Annotated in this window: 9 protein-coding genes and 3 pseudogenes; 6 read left to right on the forward strand and 6 right to left on the reverse strand. The window is 39.0% G+C overall.

The window, feature by feature from the left end:
* Window positions 1-49: 49 nt before the first annotated feature.
* The 3 genes from P4S71_RS14300 to P4S71_RS14310 form a co-directional block, all read right to left on the reverse strand.
* Window positions 50-895: a carboxylate/amino acid/amine transporter gene (locus P4S71_RS14300; protein ID WP_007376881.1), complete on the reverse strand. Its 846-nt coding sequence runs from the start codon at window positions 893-895 to the stop codon at window positions 50-52.
* A 114-nt stretch (window positions 896-1,009) separates the two neighbouring features.
* Window positions 1,010-3,145, reverse strand: coding sequence for a M3 family metallopeptidase (locus tag P4S71_RS14305; protein ID WP_337150877.1), 2,136 nt, complete (start codon window positions 3,143-3,145; stop codon window positions 1,010-1,012).
* A 452-nt stretch (window positions 3,146-3,597) separates the two neighbouring features.
* Window positions 3,598-4,734, reverse strand: coding sequence for an IS4 family transposase (locus tag P4S71_RS14310; protein ID WP_337150878.1), 1,137 nt, complete (start codon window positions 4,732-4,734; stop codon window positions 3,598-3,600).
* A gap of 382 nt (window positions 4,735-5,116) precedes the next feature.
* On the opposite strand from P4S71_RS14310, the pseudogene P4S71_RS14315 reads away from it, so the two are divergent.
* The 6 genes and pseudogenes from P4S71_RS14315 (at window position 5,117) to yegD (ending at window position 12,304) form a co-directional block, all read left to right on the forward strand.
* A pseudogene (locus P4S71_RS14315) lies at window positions 5,117-5,979 on the forward strand (mechanosensitive ion channel family protein).
* Window positions 5,980-6,418: 439 nt separating this feature from the next.
* Window positions 6,419-8,701 (forward strand): TonB-dependent receptor, encoded by a 2,283-nt coding sequence (locus tag P4S71_RS14320; protein ID WP_337150879.1) that lies wholly within the window; start codon window positions 6,419-6,421, stop codon window positions 8,699-8,701.
* 105 nt (window positions 8,702-8,806) lie between these two features.
* Window positions 8,807-9,106, forward strand: coding sequence for a hypothetical protein (locus P4S71_RS14325; RefSeq protein ID WP_096793512.1), 300 nt, complete (start codon window positions 8,807-8,809; stop codon window positions 9,104-9,106).
* Between the two features lie 238 nt (window positions 9,107-9,344).
* Window positions 9,345-10,001 (forward strand): HAD family hydrolase, encoded by a 657-nt coding sequence (locus P4S71_RS14330; protein ID WP_096793511.1) that lies wholly within the window; start codon window positions 9,345-9,347, stop codon window positions 9,999-10,001.
* 33 nt (window positions 10,002-10,034) lie between these two features.
* A complete protein-coding gene (locus P4S71_RS14335; RefSeq protein WP_337150880.1) occupies window positions 10,035-10,877 on the forward strand; it encodes a DNA ligase in 843 nt (280 codons plus the stop codon).
* 62 nt (window positions 10,878-10,939) lie between these two features.
* A complete protein-coding gene (gene yegD, locus P4S71_RS14340; RefSeq protein ID WP_007376888.1) occupies window positions 10,940-12,304 on the forward strand; it encodes a molecular chaperone in 1,365 nt (454 codons plus the stop codon).
* 19 nt (window positions 12,305-12,323) lie between these two features.
* Here the strand turns inward: yegD and P4S71_RS14345 are convergent.
* The 3 genes and pseudogenes from P4S71_RS14345 to P4S71_RS14355 form a co-directional block, all read right to left on the reverse strand.
* A pseudogene (locus P4S71_RS14345) lies at window positions 12,324-12,787 on the reverse strand (methylglyoxal synthase).
* A 67-nt stretch (window positions 12,788-12,854) separates the two neighbouring features.
* Window positions 12,855-13,499, reverse strand: a complete 645-nt coding sequence (locus P4S71_RS14350; RefSeq protein WP_096793508.1) for a LysE family translocator — start codon at window positions 13,497-13,499, stop codon at window positions 12,855-12,857.
* Window positions 13,496-14,694: pseudogene (locus P4S71_RS14355) on the reverse strand (multidrug effflux MFS transporter). Before P4S71_RS14355 ends, P4S71_RS14350 begins: the two are co-directional and overlap by 4 nt.
* Between the last annotated feature and the right edge of the window lie 33 nt (window positions 14,695-14,727).

A 14,727-nucleotide genomic window follows, 5' to 3' on the forward strand; every position in this document is an offset into this window, starting at 1 on the left:
GTACTACCTTAATGATTATTAATGACAATTTAGCTACAAACTTATTAATTCACTTTTTATTAAGCATTTGATTGACCAATAATGCACCTAACATTATAGCTGCTCCAATACTTAACCTAACTATGTCAGCGTCTCTGTTCCAAATAAGCACGTTAACAATAATCCCTGCTGGGATAAGTAAGTTATTCATGACTGCTAGAGCTCCAACGTTGACAAGTGTTGCGCCTTTATTCCACATAAAGTAACCAAGGCCTGATGCAACAACCCCTAAATAAATCAGTATGCCCCACTGAGTAGAAGTGGTTGGTAATTTGTTTGAATTGCCAAATAATGCATAACAAATTATGGCAATAATAAGTGCGCCTATAAAAAACCATCCGAACACGGTTTTATCATCAAGTTGATTTTTATTCATTAAGCGTTTATAGGTGACTTGGCCTACAGCAAAACTTATATTCGCACCTTGAACTAATAGTAAACCGATTATGAAATTGTTATTTAGGTTTTCGTAACGAATAGTAATTGCGCCGATTACAGCAATAAGCGCGACTATAAAAAAGCGTGGGTTAAAGCGTCTATTCAATGCATCATTTAGCAAGGTAATGTACAAAGGAGTCATTACAGTAAATAGCAGTACTTCAGGAACGGTTAAAAATAAAAATGAGTGGTAGTAAAAGCTATACATAACACCAAGTTGTATAGCGCCAATCAGCATAAGCTTTAAGGCTAAAGGTTTAGGCGTTTGTTTGAGCTTTAAAAAAGGTAAAAAAATCAGTGTTGCCAGTGCTATGCGTATTAATACGCTAAACCAAGCGTCAACTTGTCCTGCTAAGTACACACCAATTAAACTAAACGAAAACGCCCATAGCAAAGTGACTGTAAATAAGTACTGCATAACCATCATCTTTTAATAAATATTGAGCTAAGTTTATCTGTTATATGTGAGGGTATAAACAATAAAAGCCCGCAAGCGGGCTTTTATAAAAGTGAGCTTAATAAATTAAGTTATTTACTCAACTAAACCACGGCGCTTAAGTAATGCGTCGGTAGTTGGTTTTTGACCTCTAAACTCAATGTAGCTTTGCATTAAGTCGCGGCTGTTACCTTTTGATAGGATTTCTTTACGGAACTTGTCACCATTTTTACGTGTTAAGCCGCCGTTGTTTTCCATATGTGCAAAGGCATCTGCTGCAAACACTTCAGTCCATAGGTACGCGTAGTAACCTGCTGAATAACCACCTGCAAATGTGTGGCTAAAGAAGTTTGATTTGTAACGCGGTGGAACAGGGTAGTAAGCAATACCGTGTTTTTCTAGCGCGTCTTGTTCAAACTTTTGAACATCAGTAATTTTTTCATCAGAACCAAATGAATGCCATTCCATATCAAGTAGTGCAGCGGCTAAATACTCGGTAGTGCCGTAGCCTTGGTTGAATTTTTGCGATTCAAGTACTTTATCAAGTAGGGCTTGTGGAATTGGCTCACCTGTTTTGTAATGCTTAGCGTAGTTAGCAAGTACCGTTGGTTCAATCATCCAATCTTCGTTTGCTTGCGACGGAAATTCAACAAAGTCACGCGCCGTTGCAGTACCCGCTAAGCTTGGGTACTTAACATCTGAGAATAAACCGTGTGCAGCATGACCAAATTCATGGAACATAGTAGACACTTCGTCAAACGTCATTAGCGTAGGTTCGCCTGCAGCAGGTTTTGGAATGTTCTGCGCATTGTAAATAACTGGTTTAGTACCTTTTAAGCCACTTTCGCTTACGTATGCACTCATCCATGCACCGCCACGTTTACCTTCACGTGCATATGGGTCTAAGTAAAATAAGCCAATAGCACTGTTATCAGCGTTAAATACTTCGTATACAGTTACATCTTCATGATAAACAGGAAGATCTTTACGTTCTTTAAACGTAATGCCATATAGTTTATTCATCGCGAAGAATAAACCGTCGTGAATTACCGACTGCATTTCAAAGTATGGCTTAACAAGTGCTGGGTCTAAGTTGTATTTTTCTGCACGTACTTTTTCAGCATAAAAAGTCCAATCCCATGGTTTAAGCTCAAAGCTTTCGCCTGAATCGTTAATCACTTTTTGAATAGCGGCTGCTTCTATTTTGGCTTTTTCAACTGCTTTTGGCGCAAGGTCGTCTAGAATGCCATATACATTGTCAGTTGTTTGCGCCATACGCGATGTCATTACATAAGAAGCCCAATCCTTATAACCTAAAAGCTCTGCTTTTTGAGCGCGTAGGTTGGTTTCTTTAATTATGATAGGGCCGTTAGTTTTTGCAGCACGATTTGCAGAAGCTTTAAAAATTTGCTCACGCAGGTCGCGGTTTTCAAGGCTGCTTAAAATAGGCTGTTGCGTTGTATTTACTAACGTGATCATGTAGCCGTCTTTACCCGCCTTTTTAGCAGAAGCTGCAAGACCAGCAATTTCACCTTCAGAAAGACCGGCTAATTTACTTTTATCAGTAACGACAATGACGTCTTCTTTATATGATTTTAAAATGTTTTGTGAAAACGCAGTAGATAGCTGAGCTAGCTCTGAGTTAATTTCACGCATTTTAGCTTTTTCAGCGTCGTTTAATTTAGCACCTGCTTTTACAAACTGCTTGTAGTAAAAATCAACTAGGCGTTTATCTTCTGCGTTTAATTTATCTTGATTGTCATAAATTGTTTGTACGCGCTTAAATAATGCACCATTTAAGTAAATATCGTCTGAGTGAGCTGATAATACCGGCGCCATTTTTTCATCAATGCGCTGGTATTCGTCATCTGAAATTAAACCCGATAAGTTGTAAAAAGCAGCCGATACGCGGTTCAATAACTCGCCTGATAGCTCCATTTTAACTAATGTATTTTCAAATGTTGCAGGTTTTGGGTTATTAGCAATAGCTTCAATTTGCGCTGTGTGCTGTGCAATACCAGCATCAAACGCTGCTTCGTAGTCTTTTGTGCCAAACTTATCAAATTCTGGCGCCATATATTGCAATGGGCTTGGTTTAAATAAAACATTGTTTGCGTTCATGTCTTGCACTTGTGCTGCGCCTTCTTCTGCCGTTTTTGTTGTTTCATCTGATGAACAGGCCGATAGTATTAGGGCACTAGCAATAGTAGTGGCGATCAGTGTCTTACGCATAATAACTCCATAGAAAGATTAGCCGGAATAGGCTTTATGAGTTTAAAAACCCAGTTAACTTACCAAATTCTGATTTATATACAATAAAGTTTATCGATATTAAGCGGGATTTGAACGCAAATTAGCTAATAACAGGCATTTAGGTAGGTAAATACAGCTCTAAAACATCGTTTTAACTACTGCTGAGTATCAAAAGAGGCGCTGTTTATACATTTACTCTTGCTATGCAAGTAGACACCCTATTTTATTACGATGCTCTAAAATGTAGGTTAGGGCGTGTTGAACTTGCATCAGTATGTTTGGTTTTTAGGCAAGGCAGAGCCTATGAAGTGTGATTATTCCCCATAAATAGGCGATAACGTAGCACAAAGACCAAGCATGCGCTGCCCGTCGGGCTGAGGGATCCCCACTTTATCCAGCGGCCTCTTTTTGATAATTAGAAATAAAGTTTTTTAAACTTTTTCTATATAGCTTTGTGTAATACGTCTCTTACATAGCTTTATGACTTGCTTGGCTAAGGTTAAAAATGAAAGAACTCGGCGATTCTTAACACTATTTGCTTGAAATTTTATATGCCACTTTCTTTTTTCTGCTTCACACCCTATAAACCATAACGCAGTGCTCGCTATTGTGGCTATCAAGCATAATATTCCTATTCTATTTATGCCGGTGCTTTTACTAAAACGCCACGAAAAACCATATCTCAAACTTTTGTCATCGCGGAAATTTTGCTCTATTTGCATTCTTTTACTATATAAACCAACTACTCGCTTACTCGTCATTGTATTGTCTGATGTCGCGAGTAACCATGGCTCTTTCGCTAAGTTTTGATACATTTTTGTATCTTTCGTAAATCTGCTTTTTCCTTTTCTTCCTTTATTTTTTCCATGATATACGTGTAAAAATGCATCGCATGCTGTCGGGCTGGACTGAGTTAGTCTTGCTTGACCTAACGCCTTTGGTATATCGCTGGCACCAGCCCTAAGTTGTTTTAATGTATGCCATTGTGATTGCATGGCTAGTTTACACTTCATTGAGCCTCTTAATCGACCTATCATATGCCAACCAAGTTCGCGTACTTTACTATACCAAGGCGTAAGAAAGCCGCCGTCTGTTACAATATAGACACTAGGATGTCGTCCAAGCACTTCATAAAGTTCATCTAAAAACAGGCTGTTGGTTGCTGGGCTATCAAAATTCTTCTGCTCAACAATCATGTTATAAATCACGATAGAGCGCCCATCCACAAGTAAGCTTGCTCGCAGTAAGTGATAGTCGTGACCACAGGCACCGCTCCAGTCAACGGCAATTGCAAGCATTGGTAAAGAGTCGATAATAGGATGAGCTAATGCTTTATAGATAGCGACCCTTTCATTGTAGAGGTGAGTATTTTTTAAGAAGCGATCAACGCGTTTTATTTTATGTTTTACATCCACAGCGCCAGACAAATTTCTGCCGATTTCAGTTAAGGTAAGTTTATTGCCCGAAATTAATGCATTACTGCAGCTTAGTAATGTTTTTACTCTGGCATTATTGAATGGCGCTAATGCATGTTTAAAGTACTTATGGCAAACTGATGTGTCAGGCATAGCAGTTGTGACTTATGTGGGTTGTGGTGATTTACATAAGATCATAAATTGCTGTGCCTGTCACGTTTTGGGGATTCGTCAGCCCGTCGGGTTATTTCTAAGGACGATTAACTCTTTGTTGCTTACAGGATGTAGATAAGGGGCGTGAGCAGGATGCGGAAGCTTTGCTCGGTTTTTACTGAGCCCACTAGGTTACAAACCTCGCGCCACTTTTTAATAACTAGAGGGGACTTGCTGCAGTAGGAGTTAAATCAGTGCATATTGAACTTATTAACAGTGTGTTTAAGTTATATTATGACGTGCTAAACTTACCCAACACTGAATCACTTTCACTCTATAGCGATTTAACTTTAAAGCGCTCCTTGCTTGTATTGGAAAATAAATGACGTTAGAACACATAAACCAAATTCTTGCCTTTGTTGTATTTAGTTACAGCGATGTACATATTACCGTTGCAAAAATCATTAAAGTACCTTTAATACTTTTCGCTATTTGGTTTGTTGTTACGCGTATTGGTAAGTTGATAAAAAAACCTTACTAGCAAAAAAGTTAAGCCAAGACGCGGTGCATTTATTCACTCGTATCTACTTTATTATAAGCATTGCTATTTTAGTTTTTACGTCCTTAGAAGTGCTTAGTATCCCCGTTACTGCATTTGCATTCGTATCGGGCGCTATTGCTATTGGCGTTGGTTTTGGTGCACAAAATATTATCAACAACTTTATAAGTGGTTGGATATTGATGTGGGAGCGACCAATTCGTATTGGTGACTTTTTAGAAGTAGGTAATGCAAAAGGTGTGGTAGAAACAATAAATACACGTTCAACACGTATACGCCGAAACGATGGTGTGCATATGCTGATACCCAATAGCCAGCTATTAGAAAATACAGTAACTAACTGGACACTAATTGATGGTAATGCGCGTTCAGCGGTGAGCGTTGGTGTTGCATACGGATCGGACGTACTGCTGGTTAAAAAGCTAATTCAGCAAGTACTTGATGACCATGAAGCTATATTGGCTAATCCAAAGTCGTCAGTACTATTTGATGACTTTGCAGATAGCTCACTTGTATTTAACGCTATTTTTTGGGTATGCGCAGAGTCGGAGACTATGCTTAGAAAAGTACGCAGTGATATTCGCTTTAGTATTTACGCTGTATTTGAAGAGCATGATGTAGTGATTGCTTTCCCGCAGCGTGATATTCATATAGATGGAGAAATTGCACTTAAGCGTATCAAATAAAAAACATTCAGTTATCTGAGTCCATAAAAAATAAAGCTGCCGTGTGCAGCTCTTTTATTTTCAAACTATGTTCGTGTTTTTTCATTTTTGTTTAAAAAGTGCAAGTGGCTACTTTGTTTGGTGTTTTTTTATAAGGACATATGTCCTTATTTGTTGTGTTTTATGCCTTTAAATGTATAAAAATGGCATAACGTGTAGTTAAATGTTGCAAAAGAGTTTACTTTTTTGCTCATCTTTTTGCAGTAAAATTATTACGTGGTGGTATAATATCGATCGTTCGTTCAGCCTTATAACATCGTTTTTGTACTCTCGATAATAAGGTCCGCGCAGCCTATAGCAAGACGCGAAAAATTGGTCGAACCCGCATCTACCTCCATGGTATAAATTGCGCAACACATAAACCGTTGAATAAGAGTGCACACAAAAGGTTAAACCCAACATGAAAGCAATGAAACGATCTACGTTAGCAACCCTAATTAACGCAACGTTGTTCTCTGCAGTAGCAGGTACTTCATTTTCTTCTTTAGCTGCGCAAGAAACAGCTAAAAAGAGCAACCAATTAGAAGTTATTCAAGTAACCGCTCGTAAACGTGTCGAAAACGCTCAAGAAGTACCCGTGGCAGTATCTGCATTACAAGGTGATAACCTTGATGTGTATAGCTCTGCCGGTATGGATATTCGCTTTATGAATGCGAAAATTCCAAGTTTAGCGATTGAGTCTTCTTATGGCCGTACATTTCCACGTTTTTATGTTCGTGGTTTAGGCAATACCGACTTTGATTTAAATGCATCACAACCTGTGTCACTGGTTGTTGACGATATCGTTCAAGAAAATGCGATTCTAAAAGGTTTCCCTGTATTTGATGTTGAGCGCGTAGAGGTTTTACGTGGTCCGCAAGGTACATTGTTTGGCCGTAATACACCGGCTGGTCTTGTAAAATTTGATTCAGTTAAGCCAAGCCAAGAATTTGAAGGTTTTAGTTCAGTATCATATGGTACTGACAGTGCTGTAGATTTTAGAGGTGCTGTAGGCGGTGGCTTAACGGATAATCTTTCTGCACGTGTTTCTGTTTTATGGCAAGACAAAGATAATTTTATTGATAACCGTGCACCAGGTTTTGAACAAGACGATGTGCTAGGTGGTTATACCGATAGAGCTGCACGTATCCAATTTTTATATGAAAAAGATGATTTTTCAGCCTTACTTAATTATCACGTACGTAATATGGATGGCACACCTATTCCATTTCGTGCGAATGCAATTAAAAGTGGCACTAACGATCTAGTTGATGACTTTGATTATAAAGTTGTTTACCACGATGCAGCAGCACGTGAAAAGCAAACTGTTGATGCACAAGGTTTAAGCTTAAAGCTAGAATATGATTTTAATGATTATACAATTACTTCAATTTCAGGTTGGGAAAGCGCAGAAGTAAACTCGCGTGGCGATATTGATGGTGGTTATGGTGCTGACTTTTTAGGTGAGTTTCATGGTCCAGGTTCAATTCCATTCCCATCAGAAAGTGAAAGTGGTTTACCAGATCACGACCAATACACGCAAGAATTACGTTTAGCGAGTAACTTTGACGGCGATGTTAATTTTCAAACCGGTTTATTTTATTTTGATGAATCAGTAACGATTGAAAACTTCGGCTATAACACTCTAGCTGGGGGCGCGTTAAACGGTTACGTTAATCAACAGCAAGATACTAAAGCTTGGGCTGTATTTGGTTCTGTAGATTACACTGTTTCTGATGATTTAAAACTAACGGCTGGCCTTCGTTACTCAGACGATGAAAAAGACTTTGAAGCAGTACGTAAAATAGTTAGCGATGACTGCCTAAATAACTTGATACAATGTACAAACGATATCACCCGTACAACTGATGTAAGTGATGATCATGTAAGTTGGGATATTTCAGCGTCTTATAAATTAAATGATGATGTTAATTTATATGCACGAGTTGCAAATACATTCCGCGCTCCTAGTATTCAAGGTCGTATCACGTTCTCTGACGAGGTTACTACAGCTGACTCTGAAACTGTTACTTCATATGAGACAGGTTTCAAATCAGACGTACTTGATGGTCGCGGGCGTGTAAATGCGAGTATTTATTATTTTACTATGGATGATCAGCAATTAACTGCTGTAGGTGGGACTGCAAATACCACAAGTTTGCTCAATGCAGATAAGACAACAGGTTATGGTTTTGAACTTGATACCGAGTGGGTATTAACTGATGAGCTTAATGCCACGTTTAACTTTAGTTATAACAAAACAGAGTTAAAAGATAACAGCATTACCATTCCTGTACCAGATCGTGACACATTGCATATTACTGATACGACAGTAAATGGCAGAGCAATCATTGATGGTAATAGCTTACCTAATGCACCTGAGTTTATTTCTAACATAACACTTCGTTATTCAAAAGAACTAGCCGAAGGTAACTTTTACGCTTACACCGATGTATCGTACCGCAGTAAAGTTAACTTCTTCCTATATGAAGCGGTTGAGTTTGAAGGCAAACCATTAACAGAAGTAGGTGTGCGCGCCGGTTATACTTGGGCTCAGGATGATAATGAATACGAAGTAGCTGTTTTTGCTCGTAACTTATTTGATGAGCAAGTTGCTATTGGTGCAATCGACTTTAATAACAACACAGCAATGGTTAATGAAGAACGCTATGTTGGCGCTGAGTTTAAAGTTAACTTCTTCTAAAGTTAGCTTTAAATTATATTGATTTTTAAAAGCCTGCCCTGTGCAGGCTTTTATGTTTTTTAAAGCTGGTAAAGTAGCGTAAATTAATTTTAATGAGATAAGATAATGGCTGGATTTTGGAATTACCGTGTAATTTTTTGTGAAGCAACGAAAGACGAAGCAGCGCAATATCAAATACACGAAGTGGAATATAACTTGAACGGCAAAGTAACTAACTGGTCAGAAACAGGCGCAGCCCCTTTTGGTACAACATTAGATGAATTAAAAGATGACTCAGAGCGTTTAAAAACAGCATTTGAAAAACCTGTACTTAAAGTTATGCGCAAAACGCGTGGCTATGAGCTTGTTGATGTTGATACGGGTGAGGAAGCAATGGGTGAGCCGCCAGCAGGCTTAACGCAATAACTGTATTTATATAAAAGGTGCTTAAGGCGCCTTTTTTTATTGTCAAAATTTAGCTTAGGTTAAATAATACCAATCTGCTTATATATGGGTTTTATTTAACGTTAAGAAAATTACGCTAGAACTAGGCAAAAATTTTTGTATCTAGTTGCTCTAAATAAAAAATTTTTAACGAAGTTATAGTGCAATTTAATTCGTTAAATTGATCAAAGATTTATGCAGGTTGGTATAAGGAATGAGGATGACTTTACAAGCAATATTATTTGATATGGATGGCACATTAGTTGATTCAGAAAGTATGCACTTTGTATGCTGGAGTAAACTACTTAAGCCTTACGGTGTTAGTTATTTAGAAAATGATTTTTGTCAGCGCTTTTCGGGACGGCCCACTTTAGAAGCCGCAATCGAAATTAAGCAAGAGCATAACTTATCGGTAAGTGCACAATTTTTAGCAGATGAAAAATACCGTTTATTTGGTGGATATGTAGTAACACATTTACCGCCACTGATGCCATTTACAGAGCAAACGTTGAAAGCTGTAAAAGAGAGTGGCTTAAAAATGGCGCTAGTAACAGGCAGTGCTAAAAGTGAAGCTATGCCAATACTTAAAGGTTTAGGGTTTTATGAGCTGTTTGATACGGTGGTTACAAAAGATGATGTAACGAATCCTAAACCTGCAGGGGATCCGTATTTACTGGCACTTGAGCAGATAAATATACAGGCAGGCAATGCAATTGCTGTTGAGGATACATTTACCGGCGTTACGGCGGCCAACAATGCTTTGTTACGTGTGGTAGCCATTGCCAATAGCCATACTAAAGATCACGATTTTAGCCAAGCTACCTATCAAATGAGCAACTTAGATGAGTTTTGGCAATGGGCGCAATCTCAACTATAGTTTAAGCCAACTTTTACATGCTTGGATGCGCCAATGTTTACTATTAAACACCTGCTTTTAATTGTTATTGTACTTTTTACGCAATGCATAAGTGCAGCACAGCCGTCTGTTTTACTGGCTAAAGTATATGACGAAACTAAGCATTATGATGTAAGTAAGTATTTAGTCAGTGAAAAATATGATGGCGTAAGAGCTATATGGACCGGCACGCAGTTTGTTACTCGCAAGGGCAATATTATCAATGCGCCAAGTTGGTTTACAGCGCCATTGCCAAATGTATGGCTTGATGGTGAGCTGTGGACTAAACGTGAGCACTTTTCTGCGCTGAGTGGCATAGTCAGAACTAAAAAACCTAATAATCATGATTGGCAAACTATTACTTATAAAGTATTTGATATGCCAGATAAAAATCTGCCTTTTAGCACTCGCTATAAAAACTATAATGAGCTAATTACTAGCCTAAACTTGCCGCACATTAGTGCAGTAGGTCAATATAGCTTTACAAATAATGAGCAGCTTACAGAGTATTTTGAGAACATAACTAAGCAGGGCGGCGAGGGCGTAATGCTTCATTTGGCCAGCGCGAAGCACAGCAATGGAAGAAGTAATGCATTACTAAAATTAAAACCTTATTTAGATGCAGAAGCGGTTGTAATTGCACACTTACCAGGCAAAGGTAAATATCAAGGAATGTTAGGGGCATTAAGGGTAAAAACAGCGCAGGGGCAGGTATTTTCTATTGGTACTGGGTTTAATGATGCACAGCGCTCCATTCCACCGGAAATTGGTAGTACTGTAACGTACCGATTTCATGGCTTAACAAAAAATGGGTTACCGCGTTTTGCTAGTTTTTTACGGGTCAGAGATAGTTTATAACATTTATAAATTTTACAAAGTGTGCTAAATTGCGCGGCCTTTTTGGTAATGTGTGGTGAAGTATGTTTGTAGGTTTTGATTACGGTAGTTCTAATTGTGCTATGGGTGTAATGAGCGAGGGTAATGTTCAATTAGTACCGCTAGAGCAAGGAAAACATTACTTACCGTCTACACTTTACACTCATCACAGTGCGTTGGTTGTTGATTTTGTTGCTAAGCATTTACATGGCACAGCCCATGAGCATGACTTTTTAACGCAGCGCCAAGCATTATTAAATACCTTACCTCGTATTAAGTCAGACCTTGATTTACAACCTTCAGATGAAACCCTATTTATTGGTCGTGAAGCGATTAGCGAGTACGTGCAGTTTCCTGAAGAAGGCTATTTTGTTAAGTCCCCTAAATCATTTTTTGGTGCAACAGGTTTAAAGCAAGGTCAAATTAACTTTTTTGAAGATATCGCAACCGCGATGATCTTAAAAATTAAGCAACGCGCTGAGCGCTCTTTAGGTAAAACACTTACACAAACAGTGATTGGTCGCCCAGTAAACTTCCAAGCTGTGGGTGGCGATCAATCAAATCAACAAGCGGTCGGTATTTTAGAACGTGCTGCTAAACGTGCTGGTTTTAAAGACGTAGAGTTTTTATATGAGCCACTTGCTGCGGGTATCGATTACGAGAGTGATTTAACTCAGGATCAAAAAGTACTCGTTATTGATATTGGTGGTGGTACAAGTGACTGCTCATTTGTACAAATGGGCCCAAGCTTTAGAGGAAATAGCCAGCGCGATAGCGATTTTTTATCTCACAGTGGTAAACGTGTTGGCGGAAATGATTTAGATATTGCTTTGAGCTTTCATGGTTTAATGCCGTTATTGGGTTTAGGTAGTACGTTTAAATCGGGTTTGCCTTTGCCTAATCAAGCGTTTTGGCAAGCGTGTAAAATTAACGATGTAAACTTACAAAGCCAATTTTATAGTGAAAGCCATACCCGAGAGCTAAATGCACAATTACGTGATGTTAGTGCGCCTGAGCTTTATAAGCGTTTAATACATTTACAGCAAAACAAGCAAGGCCATCAATTAGTGCAACAAGGTGAAGCGGCTAAAATAGCACTTTCATCAGCTAGTGCGTTTGATTGCGATTTAAGCTTTTTAGATAGTGGACTGAATAAAAATGTATCGGTAAGCGATTTAGCTGTTGCCGTTGAGAGTAGTATTAGCCAAATAGTTACTTTAGCAAAACAAGCAATCAGTGACGCTGCGACCACGCCAGACATTATCTATTTAACAGGGGGTAGTGCACAATCCCCATTGATTAAAGCGGCTTTAAGTGAGCACTTAGGCGATATAAAAATGGTTAACGGGGATCACTTTGGTAGTGTAACCGCTGGCCTGACTAAATGGGCCAGCATGCTTTATAAATAACCTAGATTACAATTGAGGTTTAAAGATCTATTTGTCGGGTTGCGAGGTATTTTTCGTAATCTGGCAATGTACGTTCAAGCTCTACGTCCATAAGCGGTGAGCTTAATAACATATCTGCACTCACTTCATTACACGCCACCGGAATATTCCAAACAGCGGCTAAACGCAGTAGTGCTTTAACATCAGGGTCATGAGGCTGTGATGCTAATGGGTCCCAAAAAATATTAATACATGTATCTCATGTTCTGCTATTTTAGCGCCAAGTTGTTGATCGCCGCCCATAGGGCCACTTAAAAGCTGAACTACATCAAGCCCCGTCGTTTTTTGAATTAAATGCCCCGTAGTACCTGTGCCATATAAAGTGTGCTTACTTAGTATTTCTTTGTGTTTTTCACACCATAATTTTAGTGCTGCTTTTTTACCATCGTGGGCAACTAAAGCAATATTTTTTTGTGCGGGAAGAGATTGTGTTTTTTGTTCCATGCTGATTCTTTTTTATTAGTTAGCTTAAACTCTGGGTAATAAATCTCTTAACCAAAGTGCAGGTTAGTTAAAATAATAGATTGATAGCAAGGGCTATAAATACAGTGCCGGTGATCCTATCAATCCAAAGTTGGCTATTTGGGTTACGTCTAAAAAACTGTGCAATTTTGTCGCCAAAATAAATATACGTGCAGTCAATCGGAAAAGCAAAAATAGGGTAAAGCAAGCCAAAAAAAGCGAGTTGAAAAGTAGCAGATGAAAGCGTTGGATCTACAAATTGCGGAATAAATGCAATAAAAAACAGCGCCACTTTAGGGTTTAGCACTTCAGTCATCATGGCTTGAAACATGACATTACTTTTTTTACTGGTACTTATATGCGGTTTATCGGTTTGCTTGTCATCAGATATAGGCTCTGGCTGCTTTAGCGTGCCTTTAATCATCATAAACCCCAAATAACATAAGTATGCTGCGCCTGCATATTGCACTGCGGCATAGGCACTAGGGGAAGCTTTTAGGACTGCGCTTAGCCCTACAACAGCAAATAGAGTATGAATAACCCCACCTAATGCAAAACCAAAAGCACTTTGCATACCGGCGCTTCGACCATTAGCAAATGTTTGTGCCATCAAAAATGCATTTGATGGCCCAGGTGCTACCGCCATTAAAAAGCTGGCTAATAAAAACGAGACTAAAAAATCAGGATTGATCATTGGGCGCTTTTAGTTGGGTGTAAAGTATGTGCTTTTTTGCTCATTAAAATAAGCCAAAGCGGAACTAGTAATAATAAGTGAAAAGCAATTAGCCATGGTGTGCTTAGCCCTAAATACTGGGTCAATACTACCAATATGCTAGCGCCACTCATTTGCATAGCACCGAGTAATGCAGAGGCTGTGCCTGCTTGTTTAGGAAAGCTAGACAGAGACATTCCTGCTGCAGAGCCTAAACTTAAAGCAAACCCTAATGCAGCAATTAAGATAGGTAACATAAGCGCAAATGCTGTTTCTATACCGCTAAGGGCTAACATTAAAATGCCTGAGAAAACCAGTACACTCACACCGACACGCAAAGCACGTTGGCTATTTCGTTTAATGTAGGTTGGTAAAATAAAACTTGCGACAATACTTATTACGGCATTTAACGTAAACCAAAAAGTAAAGTCGGCTACGGTGCCGCCTAAATGTGTAATAAGCCAGCCTGGAGCGAGCGTTACATACACTAATATGGCCGACATTGAGACCATACAAATTAGGCTATTAAACAAAAATACCGGTGTTTTAATAATCGGTGTAAAGCGACGTAAATCTAAAATATGCCCTTGATAATGACTATCAGCAGGGCGAGTTTCTCTAAAAAGAATAGGGTAACAATAAGGCCCAAAATGGCAAACGCGGTTAAAAACATAAAGTTCATACGCCAGCCAAACTGTACGGTAAGCCAAGCCCCTAAAATAGGTGCCATTGCCGGAATGAAACACACAATCCCGTTAAGGTAGGTGATCATCTGACCGCTTCGTTCACTACCATATTTATCACGCACTATCGCAAATGCGACAACAAACGTGGCACAGGCTCCAATTCCCTGAAAAGCACGTGCTATCAGCAATACCTCAAAAGAAGGCGAGTAGTATGCGAGTAATGCAGAGCTTGCATACAAACTAATGCCCACTACTGCCACTGGTTTTCGGCCAAATCTATCAGCTAAAGGGCCCGCAATTAATTGGCCTAGGCCTACTGTTAGCATAAAAATAGCAACGGTTTGCTGTACTTGTTGTTCAGTAACTGCAAATTGTTCTGCAATAGTTGGAAAAGCAGGTAGGTAAATATCGATTGCCATAGGGCAAAATATAACGAGTAACGCTAAGATAAGTAACAAAGTCATATTAGGTTTAGCGGGCTGTGTTTGCATTGAGTCTCCTTTTGCCGAGTATTTTAGGTGGGC

The organism is Pseudoalteromonas sp. B62, assembly GCF_037162565.1.
Classification (GTDB): Bacteria; Pseudomonadota; Gammaproteobacteria; order Enterobacterales; family Alteromonadaceae; genus Pseudoalteromonas; species Pseudoalteromonas fuliginea.